The 19,460-nt window shown below is 68.7% G+C and carries 16 protein-coding genes; 7 read left to right on the top strand and 9 right to left on the bottom strand.

What is annotated here, in order from left to right; translation table 11 throughout:
* Positions 1–9 precede the first annotated feature (9 nt).
* From uppS to rpsB, 6 genes are all read right to left on the bottom strand, one after another.
* Positions 10–771 carry a polyprenyl diphosphate synthase gene (gene uppS / locus IE075_RS05420; RefSeq protein ID WP_189454022.1) on the bottom strand — a complete coding sequence of 254 codons (762 nt, stop codon included), beginning with the start codon at positions 769–771 and terminating at the stop codon, positions 10–12.
* Between the two features lie 76 nt (positions 772–847).
* Complete coding sequence (gene frr / locus IE075_RS05415) at positions 848–1,405, bottom strand: ribosome recycling factor (protein WP_189454020.1); 558 nt, start codon at positions 1,403–1,405, stop codon at positions 848–850.
* 72 nt (positions 1,406–1,477) lie between these two features.
* Positions 1,478–2,398 carry a cation diffusion facilitator family transporter gene (locus IE075_RS05410; protein WP_189454018.1) on the bottom strand — a complete coding sequence of 307 codons (921 nt, stop codon included), beginning with the start codon at positions 2,396–2,398 and terminating at the stop codon, positions 1,478–1,480.
* 64 nt (positions 2,399–2,462) lie between these two features.
* Positions 2,463–3,188 carry a UMP kinase gene (gene pyrH, locus IE075_RS05405; RefSeq protein WP_189454016.1) on the bottom strand — a complete coding sequence of 242 codons (726 nt, stop codon included), beginning with the start codon at positions 3,186–3,188 and terminating at the stop codon, positions 2,463–2,465.
* Between the two features lie 196 nt (positions 3,189–3,384).
* Positions 3,385–4,254: a translation elongation factor Ts gene (gene tsf, locus IE075_RS05400; RefSeq protein ID WP_189454014.1), complete on the bottom strand. Its 870-nt coding sequence runs from the start codon at positions 4,252–4,254 to the stop codon at positions 3,385–3,387.
* Positions 4,255–4,401: 147 nt separating this feature from the next.
* Positions 4,402–5,223, bottom strand: coding sequence for a 30S ribosomal protein S2 (gene rpsB, locus IE075_RS05395; protein ID WP_189454012.1), 822 nt, complete (start codon positions 5,221–5,223; stop codon positions 4,402–4,404).
* Between the two features lie 353 nt (positions 5,224–5,576).
* Between rpsB and map the strand changes: the two genes are divergently transcribed.
* From map to dapE, 5 genes are all read left to right on the top strand, one after another.
* Positions 5,577–6,353: a type I methionyl aminopeptidase gene (gene map, locus IE075_RS05390; RefSeq protein WP_189454010.1), complete on the top strand. Its 777-nt coding sequence runs from the start codon at positions 5,577–5,579 to the stop codon at positions 6,351–6,353.
* Positions 6,354–6,391: 38 nt separating this feature from the next.
* The gene (gene glnD, locus IE075_RS05385; protein WP_229792378.1) at positions 6,392–9,001 is read left to right on the top strand and encodes a [protein-PII] uridylyltransferase; all 2,610 of its coding nucleotides are present in this window, start codon (positions 6,392–6,394) and stop codon (positions 8,999–9,001) included.
* Positions 8,998–9,903 carry a 2,3,4,5-tetrahydropyridine-2,6-dicarboxylate N-succinyltransferase gene (gene dapD, locus IE075_RS05380; protein WP_189454008.1) on the top strand — a complete coding sequence of 302 codons (906 nt, stop codon included), beginning with the start codon at positions 8,998–9,000 and terminating at the stop codon, positions 9,901–9,903. The genes glnD and dapD overlap by 4 nt, the downstream gene beginning before the upstream one ends.
* Positions 9,904–10,120: 217 nt before the next feature.
* On the top strand, positions 10,121–10,480 hold the full coding sequence (locus IE075_RS05375; protein ID WP_189454006.1) for a Spx/MgsR family RNA polymerase-binding regulatory protein: 360 nt from the start codon (positions 10,121–10,123) through the stop codon (positions 10,478–10,480).
* The gene (gene dapE, locus IE075_RS05370) at positions 10,477–11,610 is read left to right on the top strand and encodes a succinyl-diaminopimelate desuccinylase (protein ID WP_189454004.1); all 1,134 of its coding nucleotides are present in this window, start codon (positions 10,477–10,479) and stop codon (positions 11,608–11,610) included. The genes IE075_RS05375 and dapE overlap by 4 nt, the downstream gene beginning before the upstream one ends.
* 506 nt (positions 11,611–12,116) lie before the next feature.
* Here the strand turns inward: dapE and IE075_RS05365 are convergent.
* The 3 genes from IE075_RS05365 to parC form a co-directional block, all read right to left on the bottom strand.
* Complete coding sequence (locus tag IE075_RS05365; RefSeq protein ID WP_189454002.1) at positions 12,117–14,498, bottom strand: penicillin acylase family protein; 2,382 nt, start codon at positions 14,496–14,498, stop codon at positions 12,117–12,119.
* Between the two features lie 173 nt (positions 14,499–14,671).
* The gene (locus IE075_RS05360; protein ID WP_189454000.1) at positions 14,672–15,337 is read right to left on the bottom strand and encodes a thiopurine S-methyltransferase; all 666 of its coding nucleotides are present in this window, start codon (positions 15,335–15,337) and stop codon (positions 14,672–14,674) included.
* Positions 15,338–15,406: 69 nt separating this feature from the next.
* Positions 15,407–17,650, bottom strand: coding sequence for a DNA topoisomerase IV subunit A (gene parC, locus IE075_RS05355; RefSeq protein ID WP_189453997.1), 2,244 nt, complete (start codon positions 17,648–17,650; stop codon positions 15,407–15,409).
* A 328-nt stretch (positions 17,651–17,978) separates the two neighbouring features.
* Between parC and IE075_RS05350 the strand changes: the two genes are divergently transcribed.
* Complete coding sequence (locus IE075_RS05350; RefSeq protein ID WP_189453995.1) at positions 17,979–18,542, top strand: sigma-70 family RNA polymerase sigma factor; 564 nt, start codon at positions 17,979–17,981, stop codon at positions 18,540–18,542.
* A complete protein-coding gene (locus IE075_RS05345) occupies positions 18,539–19,330 on the top strand; it encodes an anti-sigma factor (RefSeq protein WP_189453993.1) in 792 nt (263 codons plus the stop codon). Before IE075_RS05350 ends, IE075_RS05345 begins: the two co-directional genes overlap by 4 nt.
* Positions 19,331–19,460: the final 130 nt, after the last annotated feature.

Raw genomic sequence — 19,460 nt, 5'->3', positions numbered from 1 at the left:
GGGTCTCGCTCATGCGGCAGATTCGCCCTGCGCAGCGATCTGGGCCCCGGTGAGTCCGAAGCGGCGTTCGCGCAGGGCGTAGGCGTCGAAAGCCCGTTGCAGTGTTACCGCATCGAGCTCGGGCCACAACAATTCGGTGAACCACAGCTCCGTGTACGCGAGCTGCCACAACAGGAAATTGCTGATCCGGGTGTCACCGCCGGTGCGGATGAACAGGTCCGGCGCCGGCACATCGGCGAGGCATACGCGTGCACCCAGCATGGCCTCGTCGATCTCCTCCGGGCGAAGGCGACCCGCCGCCACGTCCTCTGCGAGTGCACGCGCGGCCTGGGCGATGTCCCACCGCCCGCCGTAGCTTGCGGCGATCGTCAAGTGCAACTGCGTGTTGCCCGCGGTCCGCCGCTCGGCCTCGTCCATGCGCGCGCGGATGGTGTCGCCGAAGCGCTCGCGCTCGCCGATGAAGCGCACGCGCACGCCGCGCCGTTCCAGCTCGTCGACTTCCCGGTCAAGCGCGGTCATGAACAACTTCATGAGGGCGCCCACTTCGTCCTCGGGGCGGCCCCAGTTTTCGCTTGAAAATGCGAACAGCGTCAGCGCCTCGACGCCCCGCTCGAGGCAGAAGTCGATGCAGACATTGACCGCACGCGCACCTGCGCGGTGCCCGATCGCCCGCGGACGACGCCGGCGTTCCGCCCAGCGGCCGTTGCCGTCCATGATGACGGCGACGTGTCGCGGGACGCGGCGGGGAAGGCTGGGAGCGGTCGAATTCACGTCGGGCGCCACGGCAGTGGGAAGCAGGGTGGACCCGGCTTCGACAACTCCCGAATCCGTGTCAGTGAGCCGGCGGTCAGACCGCCATCAGCTCGACTTCCTTCGCCTTGACGACCTCGTCGACGTTCTTGATCGCCTCGTCGGTGAGCTTCTGGATGTCGAGCTCGGCGCGCGCTGCTTCGTCTTCGGTGATCTGCTTGTCCTTCAGCAGTTCCTTGACCTGATGGTTCGCGTCGCGGCGGATATTGCGGATCGCAACCTTCGCGTCTTCGCCGCCAGCGTGAACGACCTTCGTGAGTTCGCGGCGACGCTCCTCGGTGAGAGCCGGGAGGTTGAGGCGGATGACGGTGCCGGCGGTGTTCGGTGTGATGCCGAGGTCGGAGGCGAGGATCGCCTTCTCGACCGGGCCGACCATCTGCTTTTCCCACGGCGTGATCGTCAACGAGCGCGCATCGCTCACGGCAACGCTCGCGACCTGCGAGAGCGGCATGTCCGAGCCGTAGTAGTTGACCTTGATGCTGTCGACCAGCGCGGTCGACGCGCGGCCCGTGCGCACTTTCACCAGGTCGTGGCGGAATGCTTCCACGCTCTTGGCCATGCGGGTCTGCGCGTCTTTATTGATCTCGTTGAGCATCGCCGGCTCCGGTGATAGGCAGGGGGCGGCGATTATATGCCAGCGCCGTGCCCAGTCCGCGCCGCAACGAGGTCAGTGGTGCGGCGCGCGGTCGTGCCGATCGTGCTCGCAGTGCGTGCCATGCTCGATCTGCAGCGTCACGTGGTTGATCCGGAAGCGTTCGTCGAGTTCATGCGAGACGCGGTCGATAAACGCGTCGTGGTCGTCCGTGCCCGGGCGAACGAGATGCGCGGTCATCGCGATCTCGCCCGCGCCCAGCGACCAGATATGCAGGTGGTGCACGGCCTGCACGCCGGGCTGCCCTTGCAGAAAGCCATGCACCTCGCGCTCGTCGATGCCCCGTGGCACCGCATCCATCGCCGCGTCGAAACTTTCTCGCAGGAGTCCGAAAGCGCCGACCGCGATCACGACCCCGATCAACAGTGCGGTCGCCGGATCGAGCCACGACCACCCGAGCGTTGCCATCCCGACGCCCGCCAGCACGGCAGCGAGCGAGACAGCGGCGTCGGCAAGCAGGTGAAGGAAGGCGCCGCGTCGGTTGAGGTCGTGCTCGTGCCCGGAGCGGACCAGCCACGCCGCGCCGAGGTTCACGACGATGCCCATCGCGGCCACCAGGATCACTGGAAGGGCAGGGACGTCCGGCGGCGCATCGAAACGGCGCACCGCCTCCCAGCCGAGTGCTCCGGAGAACGTGACGAGCAGCAGCGCGTTCGCGAGCGGCGACAGCAACGTTGCGCGGCGCCAGCCGTAGGTATGACGTGTTGTCGGCGTGCGTTTCGCGAGCACGGCGGCCGCCCACGCGAGGCCGAGGCCCAGCACGTCGCCGAGGTTGTGCAGCGCATCAGATAGCAGCGCGAGCGAATTCGTCGCAAAGCCGTAGCCGGCCTCGAGCGCGGTGTACGCGAGGTTGACGAGCGTGACGGTCGCAAATGCTCGCGTGCCGTCATGGGCGTGATCGTGGCCGTGGCCAGAGTGCGAATGATGGTGCGCCATGCCCCGATCGTGGCATGCGTGCGCCCGCGGACACTATTGCATCCGCGGCGCCGGCTTTGTCGCGTTACGCGTTGCGACCCTGCACCAGCGTGCCGATGTCGGCCCCGTGCAGGATGCGCAGCAGCTCGCCCGGCTGCCCCATGTCGAAAATGCGCAGCGGCAACTCGCTGTCGCGTGCGAGCGCGAACGCCGCGGTGTCCATGACCTGCAGGTCGCGGCTGAGCACCTCGTCGTAGCTCAGGCGGTCGAAGCGCACTGCGTCCGAATGCTTGGCCGGATCTTTGTCGTAGACGCCGTCGACCTTCGTCGCCTTGAGCAACAGGTCGGCGCCGATCTCGATCGCCCGCAGCGCGGCGCCCGAGTCGGTCGTGAAAAACGGATTGCCGGTGCCGGCTGCGAAAATCACGAGGCGGCCCTTCTCCAGATGCCTAATCGCGCGGCGGCGAATGTAGTCCTCGCAGACGTCGTTGATCTTGATCGCGCTCATCACGCGACACTTCGCCCCGAGCTTCTCGAGCGCGTCCTGCATCGCGAGCGCGTTGATGACCGTCGCGAGCATGCCCATCTGGTCGCCTGTCACGCGGTCCATGCCCCCGGCCGCAAGGCCGGCGCCGCGGAAGATGTTGCCGCCGCCGATCACGAGCGCGACCTGTGCGCCGGCGGTCTGCGCCTCGATGACCTCGTGGGCGAGGCGGTTGATCACCTTCGGGTCGATGCCGTAGTCCTCGTCGCCCATCAGCGCCTCGCCAGAGAGTTTCAACAGGATTCGGCGATACGCGAGCTGGGACATGGACGACCTCGGGGGAAGGGAGCGGCGCGATTGTACGGGATGCCGTGCAGGGCGCGGCAGGCGACATGCGTGAGCACGGGCTCGAGGCATGGCGCCTGCGCACTGGTGCATCGGCTCACGTTGAGCGAGCAGGCAACAAAAAAGCCGCGGCGAGCCGCGGCTTTTTTGCGTCGGAGCGTGGACTCCGCCGAGCGGATTACGCGAGGCCGGCCTGCTTCATGACTTCGGCGGCGAAATCGTCGGTCTGCTTCTCGATGCCTTCGCCGACGGCGAGACGCACGAACGTGACGACTTCGGCGCCCGCAGCCTTGAGCGCCTGCTCGACCGTCTGGTTGGTGTCGAGCACGTACGGCTGGCCGGTGAGGCAGAGCTCGTTGATGGTCTTCGCGATCTTGCCGGAGATCATCTTTTCAAGGATTTCCTGCGGCTTGCCGGTGTCCTTGACCTGCGCGAGGGCGATTTCCTTCTCGCGCTCGACGAACTCGGCCGGCACGTGCGCGGGCGAGATGTACGGCGGGTTCATCGCGGCGACGTGCATCGCGAGGCCGCGTGCGAGCTCGGCGTTGCCGCCCTTGAGCTCGACGATCACGCCGATGCGGCCGCCGTGCACGTATGCGGCGACGGTGTTGTCGCTCTCGATGCGGGCCATGCGGCGGACCTGCACGTTCTCGCCGACCTTCGCGATGACGGCGGCGCGCGATTCCTCGACGGTCTCGCCCGACGGCAGCTTCGTGGCCTTGAGGGCTTCGACGTCCGACGCGTCGACCGCGGCCTGGCCGACGGAGTCGGTGAACGCGAGGAAATTGCCGTCCTTCGCGACGAAGTCGGTCTCGGAGTTGATCTCGACGAGCACGGCCTTGTTGCCGGCCTGCGCGGAGACGATGCGGCCTTCAGCGGCGACGCGGCTGGCCTTCTTGTCGGCCTTGGCGAGACCGGTCTTGCGGAGCCAGTCGGCTGCCGCTTCGATGTCGCCGTTGTTCTCGGTCAGGGCCTTCTTGCACTCCATCATGCCGGCGCCGGTGCGCTCGCGGAGTTCCTTGACCTGGGATGCGGTGATTTCTGCCATGGGATTTGCCTCATGTCGTGGGGCGCGCCGATCGAACCGAGCCCGCAGGAAGCGGTCGCGCGGGGTCGATCGGGCGGAAAGCGGATGCGGCCGGAGCCGCCAAAGCGACGCGGCCGCGCACGATCGCGCGGCCGCGTGACACTGCGATTACTCGGCTGCCGGGGCCGGCGCCGCCGCGTCGGCGGACTTCTTCGGCGCAGCGCGGCCGCGACCCTTGCGGTCGTCCTTGCCACCCTCGTCTTCGCCCTCGGCGAACTCTTCCTCGCGGACCGAAGCGGCCTGCGGCTGGGCAGCCTTACCCTCGAGCACCGCGTCGGCGGCGGCACGGGCGTACAGCTGCACGGCGCGGATCGCGTCGTCGTTGCCCGGGATCGCGTAATCGACGAGGTTGGGGTCGTAGTTGGTGTCGACGACGGCGACGACCGGGATGCCGAGCTTCTTGGCTTCCTTGATCGCGATGTCCTCGTGGCCGATGTCGATCACGAAGATCGCGTCGGGCAGGCGGTTCATTTCCTTGATGCCGCCGAGCGAGGCTTCGAGCTTCTCGCGCTCGCGGCGCATCTGCAGCACTTCGTGCTTGACGAGCTTCTGGTACGTACCGTCGGTCTCGGCGGCCTCGAGGTCCTTCAGGCGCTGCACGGACTGCTTGACGGTGCGGAAGTTCGTGAGCGTGCCGCCCAGCCAACGCTGGTTCATGTACGGCATGCCGCAGCGCTCGGCCTCTTCCTTGATCGAGTCGCGCGCGGAGCGCTTGGTGCCGAGGAAGAGGATCATGCCGCGGCGCTGCGCGACGCCCGAGATGAAGTTCATCGCGTCGTTGAACAGCGGAACCGTCTTCTCGAGGTTGATGATGTGGATCTTGCCGCGGGCGCCGAAGATGTACGGGCCCATCTTCGGGTTCCAGTAACGCGTCTGGTGACCGAAATGGACGCCCGCTTCGAGCATCTGGCGCATGGTGATCTGGGGCATTGCAGTAACTCCAGGCATGGAATCCGCTCCGCCGGTCAAATAGGGCGGGCTGCCGCGGCCAGGCCGAGGCGGGATTCCGGGGTTGGGCCTCCCTGTCGCGTCCGTGGCCGAACTTCCGGTTTGCGGAAGCACCCCGGCACGGAGGTGAGCGACAGGTGTGTATTCGCCGATGACGTCCGGCGTGGACGGCTGCGGGCGGACCGCGCAACCGCGCAAGTCTAGGGCCGCCGGGCGTTCCCGGCAACCGGGAGTGCTGAGGGCTGTGCGGTTCACGCGCGGCACGGCCGCACGGCGCCGCGGTTCACGACTCAGCCGGTCGGGTCCCCGGCGACGGCGCAGGGCATAATGCCGCGATGGCCATTACCCTCAAGACCCCCGAGCAGATCGAGCAGATGCGCGTCGCGTGCCGCCTGGCCGCCGAAGTGTTGCAGGTCGTCGCTCCGCATGTGAAGCCCGGTGTGACCACCGAAGAGCTCGACCGCATCTGCCACGACCACATCGTCAACGTGCAGGGCGCGATTCCCGCGAACGTCGGCTACAAGGGCTTTCCGAAGACCGTGTGCACCTCGGTCAACAACGTGATCTGCCACGGCATCCCGAGCGAGTCGAAGGTGCTCAAGGACGGCGACATCGTGAATATCGACGTCACTGTCATCAAGGACGGCTGGCACGGCGACACGAGCCGCATGTACTGCGTTGGCACGCCGTCCGTCATGGCCAAGCGGCTCATCGACGTGACGCGCGAGGCGATGTTCCGCGGCATCCGCGTCGTCAAACCGGGTGCGACGCTCGGCGATATCGGCGCCGCGATCCAGACCTATGCCGAGGCCGAGCGCTTCAGCGTGGTGCGCGAGTACTGCGGCCACGGCATCGGCCAGGTCTATCACGAAGATCCGCAGGTGCTGCATTACGGCCGCGCCGGCGAGGGCCTGGTGCTCAAGCCCGGCATGACGTTCACGATCGAGCCGATGATCAACGAGGGCGCGAGGCACACACGCGTGCTCCCGGACGGCTGGACCGTTGTGACGAAAGATCGAAAGCTCTCCGCACAGTGGGAGCACACGGTGGCCGTCACCGAGGACGGGGTCGACATCCTCACGCGCCTGCCCGGCGACGACAACGACCTGTGAGCGCGTCGGGCGCCGACCCGGCAGCGGACGCGGCCGGCATCGGCGTCACCGCGGCCGATCAGCTCGACGACGCGGCCTGGGCCGCGGCCTCGCGGGAAGCCCTGCAGGCCGCGGACGCCGCAATGGCGCGAGGCCTGGAACCGCAGGCGGACATCGACCGTGTCTTGACTGCGCGGGCGCGCGCGGCGGATGCGCGGGTCATCGAGGCCTGGCGGCGCTGCATCCCGGCGGACGCGCCGCTTGCGCTGTTCGCGGTCGGCGGTTACGGCCGCGGCGACTTGTTTCCCCATTCCGACATCGACGTGCTCGTGCTTGCCGACGTGGACGCGCAGGTCGAGCACGCCGACGCGCTCGCGCGCCTATTCGCGCTGTGGTGGGACGCCGGGCTGACCGTGGGCCATGCGGTGCGCTCGCCTGCGCAGTGCACCGACGCCGCGATCGCAGACCTCACGGTGCTGACGGCGGTGCTCGAAGCACGCCCGCTGGTTGCCGATGAATCGACGATCCGCGCGCTGCAGGACGCCGTCGCGCCGCAGCGCGCTTGGCCTGCCCGGGAGTTCTTCGAGGCCAAGCGCGACGAGCTGCGCGCCCGACACGCGCGCTACGGCGACACCGCCGACAACCTTGAGCCGAACCTAAAGGAAGGCCCGGGCGGCCTGCGCGATCTCCAGACGCTGCAATGGATGGCGCTGCGCTTGTTCGGCACCGGGGACCTCGGCGCGCTCGTCGCGCTCGGCCAGCTCGGGTCGGACGAGCACGCCACGCTGGAGCGGCAGCGCGTGTGCCTCTCGCGCCTGCGCCTGGGGCTGCACCTGGTCGCCGGCAAGCGAGAGGAACGGCTGCGTTTCGATTACCAGAAGGCGCTCGCGGCGCGGCTCGGCCATGTCGACGCCGCGGACGGCCTGGCTGTCGAGCAGATGATGCAGGGCTTCTACCGCGCCGCCGCGCTCGTACAGCGCATCGGCGAGCGCGTGCTTCAGCGGTTCGAGGAGCAGATCGAAGGCGAGGCGCCCCCTGCGCCGATCGACGCGTCGTTCGAGCGGCGGCGTGGCTATCTGGCCGCGCGCGATGTGGACTGGCCGCGCGATGCACAAGACGTTTTCGCGCTGTTTTCGACGTGGGCCGGTCGGGACGACGTGCGCGGCCTGCATTCGCAGACGGCGCGTGCGCTTGCCGAAGCACTGCCGCAGGTGCCGCCGTACGAGGCCGCGCCGGCCGAGCTGCGAGCGCGCTTCATGCGCCTGCTGCGCGGTCCGGAACCGGTCGCCACGCTCACGCGCATGGCGCGGCTCGGCGTGCTCGGGCGTTGGATCCCCGCGTTCGCGAACGTGTCGGGCCGAATGCAGTTCGACCTGTTCCACGTCTACACGGTGGATCAGCACACGCTCGCGGTGCTGCGCAACCTCGCGTCGTTCGCGTCCGGCGTGCGCGACGAGCGTTTCGCGCTTGCGCATACGGTGTGGCCGAAACTGCGCAAGCCCGAGTTGCTGTTGCTTGCCGGCCTGTTCCACGACATCGCGAAGGGCCGCGGCGGTGATCACTCCGAGCTCGGCGCGGTCGATGCGCGCGAGTTTTGCGTCGCGCATGCCTTGACCGACGGCGACGCGGCGCTCGTTGAATGGCTGGTGCGCAAGCACCTGCTGATGTCGGTGACGGCGCAGAAGCAGGACATCGGCGACCCGGACGTCATCCATCGTTTCGCAGTCGCGGTCGCGGACCGCGAGCGTCTGGACCACCTTTACCTGCTCACCTGCGCCGACATCGCCGGCACCTCGCCGAAGCTGTGGAACGCGTGGAAGGACCGGCTTCTGGCCGATCTGTATACGTCGACGCGCCTGGCGCTGAGGCGCGGTCTCGAGAATCCGGTCGCTGCACATGAGCGCAGCGCGGAAACGCGCGCCGCGGCGGCGGCCATGCTCGACGCGCTCGGCATGCCGGCCGGTCAGGTCGAAGCCTTGTTTCTGCGAATGCCCGAGATCGCGTTCCAGCGCGGGCGCGCCGACCAGGTGGCATGGCTGGCCGCCTCGCTGCGCGGCACGATGCCCGGTGACGCACGTGTGCGCGTGCGGCCGCTTGCGGGCTCGACCGGCGCGCTCGAGGTCTTCGTGCACTCGCCAGACCGGGACGGCCTCTTTGCCGCGATCGTCGCCACGCTCGACCGCGCCGGCCTCGCGATCCAGCAGGCACGCGTGCTCGACGGCCCACACGGCGCGGTGTTCGACACGTTCGAGGTGGTGCCGGCCCAGCCGCCGATCGCACCGTCGGCGGAAGACGTGGAGCGTCGCCTCACCGAGGCCCTCGCAGGCGACCTCGACGCCGTGCGGCCGACACGCCGCACCCAACCCCGGCACCTGCGTCATTTCCGCATCGCGCCGCAGATTGGCTTCTGCGCGGCGGGGCCCGACCGCACGCTGCTGAGCCTCGTGTGCACCGACCGTCCGGGGCTGCTCGCCGACGTGACGCAGGTGCTGCGCGACCAGTCGCTGAGCGTGCACGACGCGCGCATCGCGACCTTTGGCGAGCGCGCGGAAGACGTGTTCCAGATCACCTGCACCGATGCGGATGGCAGCCGCTGCCCGCTCGATGCCGACCGGCAAGCGACGCTGCGCGAGGCTCTCCTCGTCAGCCTGGATGGAGAGAACCGATGAACCTTGAGAACACCGCCACGAAGACCCCTGATCGCGAGGATTCCGCAAAGCAGGAGGCCGGGTCCATGTCGACCGCGCAGCTGCAGTCGGTCATCGAGGACGCGTGGGAGCGCCGGACGGCGCTTGCGGCCGACGAGGTGGAGGCTTCAACACGGCCCGCGGTCGAACGGGTGATCAGCGGGCTGGAGAGCGGCGAGTTCCGCGTGGCCGAGCCCGACGGGCAGGGCGGCTGGACCGTCAACGAGTGGCTCAAGAAGGCCGTGCTGCTGTACTTCCGCGTCAATGACATGCAGGTCGTTGACGCGCAGCCAGCTCCGTTCTGGGACAAGGTGCCGGCGCGCTTCGAAGGCTATGGCGAGAGCGACTTCCGCAAGCTGGGTGCACGCGTCGTGCCCGGCGCGATCGCGCGCCGCGGCAGCTATATCGGCAAGGACGTGGTGCTGATGCCGAGCTTCGTGAACATCGGTGCGCACGTCGGCGAAGGCACGATGGTCGACACCTGGGCAACGGTTGGCTCGTGCGCGCAGATTGGTAAGCACTGCCATCTGTCGGGCGGCGCGGGCATCGGTGGCGTGCTCGAGCCGCTGCAGGCGACGCCGACGATCATCGAGGATCACTGCTTCATCGGCGCGCGCTCGGAAGTCGTTGAGGGCTTCGTTGTCGGCCACCACAGCGTGATCGGCATGGGCGTGTTCCTCGGCCAGAGCACGCGCGTGTACAACCGCGCAACGGGCGAGATCACGTACGGGTCGGTGCCGCCGTACAGCGTCGTGGTCTCCGGCCAGCTGCCGGCGAAGGACGGGTCGCACTCGCTCTACTGCGCGGTGATCGTCAAGCAGGTCGACGAGAAGACGCGTTCGAAGACAAGCATCAACGATCTGCTGCGGGGGTTGGCGGACTGAAGTTTCGTTGCGGCGCGCCGGCACACGAAGTGCGGCGCGAGCCGCGGCAAACACCCCCGGACAGAGTCCGCCGGCGATCATCGATCGGAGGCGTTAGATGTCGCGGAGGGCCGCTTCGCGAATGCTTGCCTCATCCATCCAGACTTTTGGGCCGCATCCCTGCAGCCGAAGGTCGCGCCGGCGGATTCATATCGGCGCTCATCGAGTCTCTGCGCTTATGACCACCCTCTACGGCCTCGCCAACTGCGACACCTGCCGCAAAGCCCGCAAGTGGCTCGACCGCTTCGGCATCGACCATGCGTTCGTCGACTACCGCGAACAGCGGCAATCGCCGGAGACGCTCGTCGAGTGGAAGGACAAGCTCGGCGGCTGGGACGCGATGGTCAACAAGTCCTCGACGACATGGCGCACGCTGCCCGACTCGCGCAAGACACCGCAGTCCGACGCCGAGTGGAAGCTGCTGCTGCGCGAGCATCCGGCGCTCGTGCGCCGTCCGGTCGTCGTGACCGATGGCGGAACGGTCTCGCAGGGCTTCAGCGATAACGGCTTCAAGAAGCGATTCGGAGCTGGCGCATGAGTGACGTGCTCGAACTCACCCGGGCGCTCATCGAGCAGCGGTCGGTGACGCCGGATGACGCCGGCTGCCAGGCGCTGATCGCGACGCGGCTGGAGCGCTCGGGGTTCCGCAGCGAGCACCTGCGCTTCGGCGAGGTCGACAACCTCTGGGCCGTGCACGGCGAGCGGGACGGCCCGACGCTGGTGCTGCTCGGCCACACCGACGTGGTCCCGCCGGGTCCGCGCGAGGCCTGGGCCAGTGATCCGTTCGTGCCCGAGATCCGCGACGGCGCGCTCTACGGGCGTGGCGCGGCCGACATGAAAGGCAGCGTCGCCGCATTCGTCATCGCGCTCGAGTCGTTCGTCCGGGCGCATCCGCAGCATCGCGGTCGCGTCGCATTGCTGCTGACGTCTGATGAAGAGGGCGACGCGGTCGACGGCGTGCGCAAGGTCGCCGATGCGTTCCGTGCGCGAGGCGAGCGCATCGACTGGTGCCTGACCGGTGAGCCGTCTTCGACGCGACAGCTCGGCGATCTGTTGCGCGTGGGTCGACGCGGCACGCTGTCGGCGACGCTCACTGTGCGCGGCATCCAAGGGCACGTCGCGTATCCGGACAAGGCATTGAATCCGATCCACAAGGCGGTGCCCGCGCTCGCCGAACTCACCGCGCGGCACTGGGATCGCGGCTACGAATCCTTCCCCCCGACGAGCCTGCAGATCAGCAACATCAATGCAGGCACCGGTGCGAACAACGTGATCCCCGGCGAACTGCAGGTGCTGTTCAATCTGCGCTTCAATCCGACGTGGACCGCGGCGCAGCTCGAAGCCGAGTGCGAGGCCGTGCTGCAGGCGCACGGGCTCGACTACGAGGTGCGCTGGCACCGGGGCGGCGAGCCGTTCTACACGCCGGAAGGCCCATTGCGTGCGGCCGCGCGCGACGTCCTGCTCGAGTTCGCCGGCATGCCGCCCGAGGAAAGCACCGGCGGCGGCACGTCGGACGCGCGGTTCATCGCGCCGCTCGGCGCGCAATGCATCGAGATCGGGCCGGTCAACGCGAGCATCCACAAGGTCGACGAGCATGTCTCCGTTGCGGACCTCGAGGCGCTGCCGGGGCTGTATCTCGCTCTGATGGAACGGCTGCTCGTCGATTGAGCGTGTCTGCGATCGCGTGGGCGGTCGTCTGGCTCATTCGCGGCTGATGGGGTGACGTGCTCCGCCGCGTCGAGTGATGCCATGGCGTACGTGATGCGTTGAGGCTCCGGGCTGTGAGCCGATCCGGCGCCATGCCGAAACGCAGGGCAAAGTCAAAAGCGCCGTACCCAGGAGAGCAGAGCACACCCGCGCCGCCGAGCCTTGCGCGCGACCCGACAAAGGGCGCGTTGCAGCGCGTGCCGTCAATCGGCGGTACGTATTGCCTTGACCCGGGTGAGCGAGGCGCACCGTGTCGCGGCACCGTTCGCGCCACGCGCCGACAGGGCGCGCCGCTTGGCGCGCGACGTTCTGCTGCGAGGACAACAAAGCCCGGAGAGCCAAGCGCCCGCGCCGCGGGGCCGCTCACGTTCAAGGTGAAAAAAGTCGCTCCGCCGAGCGGGCCGTCGTGCGATTGCGACGGTGCCCTGGCCCAGATCAGCGAAGCCCACCCGGTACCGCCTGGTCGGCTAAGGGTGCAACTGCAACGTATATATCGACGGCCCCGGGAGGAACGGCGTCACACGCCCGTGCACCCAATCGTCGTGCCCCGCGCCCCAGAACGGCGACATCGGATGCCCGCTCTGCCCGCCGGGCATGTGGACAATGCCGTCGCGCTCATGGCCGGGCGACACCACCATGCGCTGCGATGCGCCGAAGTCAGGCCCCTGCACACGCGGCATCTGCGTGTCGCCGCGCAGTGGTTCGGCGGGCATGCACAGCGCGGGATGAGCGAACGCGGGCAACGCGCGAGACAGCGGGTGGCAGATGCGCGCGGTATTGCGCTCGCCCCAGGTGCGCTCGATTAGCTGGCCTTGCGGCGCGAGTTCTTCACTCACGTCGCGCGCGGCATCCTCGAGCAACGCTTCCCAGCTGTCGAACGCGCGCGGCCGCAGGTGCGCGGGGCGTTGCTGCAGCAGCGGCCACGCAATGCCTTCGAGCTGCGGCAACGCGGGCATCTTGAACTCATCGCCGAGCGCCGCCTGCGCGGGCGCAGTGAGTCCATCGCCGATGCGCTCGAGCACTTCGTTGCGCCAGGCGCGCACGAGGCGGTAGCTCGTCGAGTCGCTGGAGGCGTGCGCCGGCTTGCTCGTTGCCGCGACGGCGAGTGCGTCGAGCGCGGGCAGCTCGTGCTGCGCGGCCGTGCGCTGCAGCAGCCCCCACCAGCGCTGCAGGAACAGCGCGCGGTCGTCGAGCTGGATCGCGAGCAGGTCGCGTTCGGTGAATCGTGGCTTCGCAAACAGGCCGTCGCGGATCTGCTGCCCGCGCGCGCCGAGCACGTATCCGCCGTCGCCGACCGCGGCGAGCGCTTCGCCGCCGACGACGCGCGAATTCGCAGTCCACACGCGGCCGCTTGCGGGATCGATCTGCTGCGGGTTGCGCGCTTGCGTCAGCAACCACGGCGGGCATGACATCGATTGCACGGCAATCGCGGCGAGTGGGTTGTCCGCGCTCGCACCGCAGGCGGCATCGCGTGCCGGCATCGGGCCGAGCAGGCGCCATCCGATTCGCCCATATCGATCGCCGAACACGAGGTTCTGCGCAGGCACCGCGACTTGCGCCGCGACGCTCGTGGCCTCGTCGACTGAGCGCACGCGTGCGAACTCCGCGAGGTTCATCGTCAGCGCGCCCGGCAGGTGCGCCGACCACCGCAGTGCATAGGCATCGCCGTTTGGTTCGCGATGCAGGATCGGCCCCCAGGCGGTCTCGGCCACGGGCAGCTCGACGTCGTCCGAACCCGCAACGCGGATGCGTTCGACGGTGGTCGTCGTACGGCATGCAGGCGACTGTGCCCATTCGGCGCAGCCTGTGAGGCGCTGCCAGTCCATCCAGTCGCCGTAGCTGTTGGTGAAGCCCCAAGCGACGTGTCCGTTGCTGCCGACGATCACAAGCGGCAGCCCCGGCAGCGTAAATCCGCCGACGTCCACGCGGCCGTTCGGCGCGCGCGGATCGGGGTAGCGCAGCTGCGCTCGGAACCAGATGTTCGGCGCGCGCAGCGTGAGGTGCATATCGTCCGCGACAATCGCTCGGCCGTCATGCGTCAGCGCGCCCGACACCGCGAAGTTGTTGCTGCCGGTCTCGCGTGGCTCGGGCACTGCCTCGTGGCGGCGGGGGTGCGGCAGGCGACGCAGGTCGACTTCGTCTGCGGTCGGCAGAACGGCATCGCCGCCCGCGCTGCCGTCGATCGGCGCATCCCAGGTGCTGCCCGGGTGCGTGAGCAGCGCGAACAGCGCCGGCGGCAGGTGTGGACGCAGGCGCGCGAGCGCGAGTTCGGATTCGTTGCCGCCGCCCTGCAGGTCGAAGTACATCGCCATGCCGACGAGCGGGGAATCCTCAATCCGCCACGGCGCAGGCGATGTGCGCAGCAGCAGGTAAGGCCACGGACGAACGCGCAGATCGGCAAGCCCCGCGTTCACGCCTTCGGTGTACGCCTCGAGCAGCGCGCGCTGTGGCCCCGCGATCGTGGCGAGGTCGCGCCGCACACGGGCACGCATGCGGTGCACACGCTTGGCGCGGTCGGCATTGACCGCGACCGCGCCGAACAGCTCGGCCAGCTCGCCGGCGGCCGTGCGGCGCATCAGGTCCATCTCGAAATAGCGCTCCTGCGCGTGCACGTAGCCCAGCGCACGTGCGGCGTCGATCTCGCTGGCGGCCTCGATCGTGGCGACGCCGCGCGCATCGCGCTGCACGGTGACCGGGGTCGCCAGGCCTGCGAGTCCGCGAGTGCCGTCGAGCCGCGGCACGCTCGCGCTCACCAAGGCCCACGCGACCAGAGCGAGCGCGACCAGCAGGGCGGTAAGGGCAAGGGCGATGCGCGGCGCGAGGCGCCGCAGGCGGGACGGGGTCGGCATCGGGCGAGCTTAGCGGCGCGGTAACCGCCACACACGTGTCCCGGGTCCCAGGGTCGCAGCCGATGCCTCGCCTATGGCGCGGCGAGAGTGGCAGGCGCTGGGTGCACCGAATGCCGAAGTCGCAGTGCGTCGTTCGGCGGCCATGCGGCAATTGCGGCGCACGCACGGTGCGATCAGAGTCCAGCGCGACGCTCGACCCGGTACACGACGGTCTCCAGGCGCGTTACACCTTCGGCCTGGAACGACGGTTGGCCGGCCAAGATGTCGCGCCGCTCCAGCGTCTCGACCTCGCCCCAGGGTGCAAGTCGCGCACGCACCTCGGCCTCGTCGACCGCGAACGGGGGACCGGCTTTCTCATCCTTGGGGTATTCGAGCGTGATCAACAACCCGCGGCAGCGCCGCGGAAGACAGCCGTACACCGTATCGACGTAGCGCTCGCGCAGTGACGGCGGCAGCGCGATCATCGCCGCGCGGTCGAACGCCGCGTCGCAGCCTGCGAGGGCCTCGGCGTCAAGCGCGAACGCGTCGCCGCAGATGAGTTCGATGCCGGCCGCTTCGTGGTGTGTGCCGTAGCGCGACACCGTCGTCTTCGGCGTCAGGCCGTGGCCTACGAAGAAGCCGGTGATCGCGAGCTCCGACAGCTCCACGCCGAGCACCCGCAGCCCCTGCGACGCGAACCACGCCATGTCCTGCGACCGGCCGGCCAGCGGCACGAACACACGCGATCCGCGCTCGATTCCCAGCTTCGGCCAGTGCCTGCACATCAGCGGCGTCGGTCGCTCCTGATGCCAACCCGTGCGGCCCTCACGCCAACGCTGCATCCAGTAATCGGCTTCCACCGCGGTGCCCCCATGAACGCGCGCCGCCCGAAGGCGGCGCGTCGATTTGACCACTGCGCAGCGCGGCCCTCACTCGACCGACAGACCCTCGACCTTCTGCCAGCCGCGAGGCAGCAGGCTGCCGCGCGTCGCGCGCGAGCCGCGATACGCGTCGAGATCGGCGAATTTCAGCGTCATCGTGCGGGCGCCGGACTTCACGCAGACGGAGCCGCCCGACGACACCAGCGCCACCGCAATGACGCGTTCGGTGCCGAGCTTGTTCTTCGGAATCTCGATGAGCTTGTTGCCCTTGCCCTTGTCGAGCTCCGGGACGTCGGCCGCCGGAAACGCGAGCAGGTGGCCCACATTCGTCGCAATGACGAGCAGGTCCTGCCCAACGTCCTGCGCCGGCGCGGGCTGCAGCACCTTCGCCCCGGGCGTCAGCGAAAGCATGGCCTTGCCCGCCTTGTTGCGGCTCACCAGGTTCTCGAAGCGCGTCAGGAAGCCGTAACCGTGGCTCGTCGCCAGGACGAGGCGGGTGTCCGCGCTGCCGCTGGCAAGCGCCTGGAACGACGCGCCCGGTTGCGGCGAGAAACGGCCCGTCAGCGGCTCGCCGTTGCCGCGAGCCGACGGCAGGCCGTGCACGAGCGTCGAATACGCGCGCCCTGTCGAATCGAGGAATGCGACCTGCTGCGAACTGCGACTGCGCACCGAACCGAGCAAGGCATCGCCTTCGCGGTAGTTGAGCGTCGTCGGGTCGACGTCGTGGCCCTTCGCCGCGCGCACCCAGCCTTTTTCGCTCACCACCACCGTCATCGGCTCGCTCGGCACGAGTTCGGTTTCCGACAGCGCCTGCGCCGCGCCGCGCGCGACGAGTGGCGAGCGACGCGCATCGCCGTGCTTCTTCGCATCCGCGAGAAGTTCATCCTTCACGAGCTTGCGCAGCTTCGCCGCGCTGCCGAGCGTGCCGATGAGTCGCGTGCGCTCGTCGTCGAGCTCCGCCTGCTCGGTGCGGATCTTCATTTCCTCGAGGCGAGCGAGCTGGCGCAGCTTCGTCTCGAGAATATAGTCGGCCTGGTCGTCGCTGAGCTTGAAACGCGACATCAGCACCGGCTTGGGCTCGTCCTCCGTGCGGATGATGCGGATCACCTCGTCGAGGTTCAGATAGGCGATCAGCAAGCCTTCGAGCAGGTGCAGGCGACGCTCGACCCGCTCCAGGCGATGCTTCAGCCGGCGCGTGACCGTGTCGGTGCGGAACTGCAGCCACTCCGACAGGAACATCTTGAGGTTCTTGACCTGCGGCTTGCCGTCGAGGCCGATGACGTTGAAGTTGACGCGGAAGCTCTTCTCGAGATCCGTCGTCGCAAACAAGTGGCCCATCAGCGGCTCGATGTCGACGCGATTGCTGCGCAGCACGAGCACGATGCGCGTCGGGTTCGCGTGGTCGGACTCGTCGCGCAGGTCCTCGAGCCACGGCAGCTTCTTCGCGCGCATCTGCATCGCGATCTGTTCGATCACCTTGCCGGGTGAGGCCTGGTGGGGCAGGGCGGTGATCACGACGTTCGCGCCGTCCTTCTCATATACCGCGCGGGCGCGCACGCTGCCATGGCCGGTCTCGTACATCTGCAACAGGTCGGCAGCCGGGGTGATGATCTCCGCGTTCGTCGGGTAGTCAGGCCCGCGCACGTGTTCGCACAGATCGCGCACCGTCGCGTCCGGGTCATCGAGCAAACGCACGCATGCGCTCACCACCTCGCGCAGATTGTGCGGCGGCACGTCCGTGGCCATGCCGACGGCGATCCCGGTGGTGCCATTGAGCAGCAGGTGCGGCAACCGCGCCGGCATCCAGCTGGGCTCCTCGAGCGTGCCGTCGAAGTTCGGGGTCCAGTCGACCGTGCCGTGCGCAAGCTCGCCGAGCAGCACCTCGGCAATCGGCGTGAGCTTCGACTCGGTGTAGCGCATCGCCGCGAACGACTTCGGGTCATCGCTCGAGCCGAAGTTGCCTTGGCCCTCGATCAGCGGGTACCGGTACGAAAACGGCTGCGCCATGAGCACCAGCGCCTCGTAGCACGCGCTGTCGCCGTGCGGGTGGTACTTGCCGATCACGTCGCCGACGGTGCGCGCCGATTTCTTCGGCTTCGACCCCGCATTGAGGCCGAGCTCGCTCATCGAATAGATGATGCGGCGCTGGACGGGCTTGAGGCCGTCGCCAAGGAAAGGCAGCGCGCGATCGAGCACGACGTACATCGAGTAATCCAGATAGGCCCGCTCGGCGTACTCGTGGAGCGGGATCTGCTCGAAGCCGTGGAAGGTCGTGCGGACGGAATCGGTCATCGGAGGGGTCTTGCTCGGGGAATCGTCACGATTCTACCCAGCGGCGTCTTGGCGCCTGAGACGCGGAGGCATTTAACGGTTCAGCGCCAAGCCGGGTTCGCGGCATCTGCGATGCACGCGCCTGCGTATCTGCAGCATCCGAACCGACCGTTTGCCCATGCACTTGATCCCGACGCCGCCACCCGCCGCGCCGCCTCCGCGAGCCGTCCGCGCCTGGCCGCTGGAGGTCGAACCCACTGCGGACGCCGTTGCCCGTTGCGGGCGCGCAGCGCCGACGTTCGAACCCGGCCTACAATCCCCGTTCACACTGGCCGCCAACGGGGCGGAAATGACGGATCACGCTGATTCATCCGCCGACGCACTCGCGCGGTGGCTGCAGGAGGTCGCGGGCGGCGACCGCGACGCGTTCGAGCGCTTGTACCGCGCGACGTCCTCGAAGCTGTTCGGCGTCTGCCTGCGCGTGCTGCCGGACCGCGCCGAGGCCGAAGACGTGCTGCAGGAGGTCTACGCCACGGTGTGGCGCAAGGCCGAGCAGTTCGACGCCGCGCGTGCGAGCGCGATCACCTGGCTCGCGATGATCGCGCGCAACAAGGCGATCGACCGCCTGCGTTCGGTGCCCACCGCGGCGCGCGCCGCGCCGGTCGAACTTGCAGAAGCCGTGCCCGATCCGTCCGCGTCGCCGCTCGACGGCGCCGAATCGTCCGACGAGAACGCGCGGCTCGCGCGTTGCATGGACCGCCTCGATGGCCCGCGCCGTGACTTGGTTCGCACCGCGTTCTTCGAAGGGGTCACGTACGAGGAACTCGCTGCGCGCATCGGCTCACCGCTTGGCACGGTCAAGAGCTGGATCCGCCGCAGCCTCCTGCAACTCAGGGCGTGCCTCGAACAATGAACAGTATCGACTCCAACCTCGAACGCGACCCGCCGGATGACGACGTGCTCGCTGCGGAATACGTGCTCGGCGTGCTCGAAGCGCCGGCGCGGCTGCATGCGCAGGCCCGGATTGCGGGTGAGCGCGCCTTTGCGGTGCTCGTGAGCGAATGGGAGCGGCGTTTCGCGCCGCTGATCGATGAGATCGCGCCCGTCCACGTGCCGGCCCACCTGTGGCCCCGCCTGCGTGCAAGGCTCGGCTGGGCGCCGTTCGAATCGGCGCCCTCGCGACCCGCTGCGCCGACAGCGCCCACGTCCACGAATCCCTGGCGCTGGGCGACCGGCGCCTCGCTCGCGCTCGCTGCGGCGCTCGCCGTTGTCGCGCTGCGGCGTCCGGACGAAGTGCCGGTGCCTGCGCCGCTGCCGCCGGTTGCCGTTGCGCCGACGCCGACTCCGGTCGAAGAAGAACGCGCGAAGCCCGTCGTCGTGCTTGCAGGCGATGGCGGCGAAACCGGCTGGCTCGCAGCGGTCGACACGGTGCGCGGCGCGGTCACGATGACGCCGGTCCCGGAGGCGATCGACGTCGGCGATCGCGTCGGCGAGCTGTGGCTGATCCCGTCCGACGGCGTGCCGCGTTCGCTCGGCCTCGTTTCGCACGAGCTGGCGCATACGATCGATGTACCCGACGCCCTGCAGGCCGAACTGGCGGCCGGCGCGGTGCTGGCGGTCACGCTCGAACCGGAGGCCGGCATTCCGCATGCGGCCCCGACCGGGCCGATCGTCGCGAAGGGTGAAATCGGGACGATCTGATCGACACCGGCACAGCGTGCGGAGCCAGTAAGCTGGCACCGCACGTGAGCGACATCACGGCTGGCGCACCGGCAAACGAGGGCGAGTGAAAACGATGCAGACACGGTGTTGACATCGACTTCGCGCCCGC

Source organism: Cognatilysobacter bugurensis (assembly GCF_014652095.1).
GTDB lineage: Bacteria > Pseudomonadota > Gammaproteobacteria > Xanthomonadales > Xanthomonadaceae > Cognatilysobacter > Cognatilysobacter bugurensis.
This window is presented reverse-complemented; position numbering and strand designations above follow the sequence as displayed.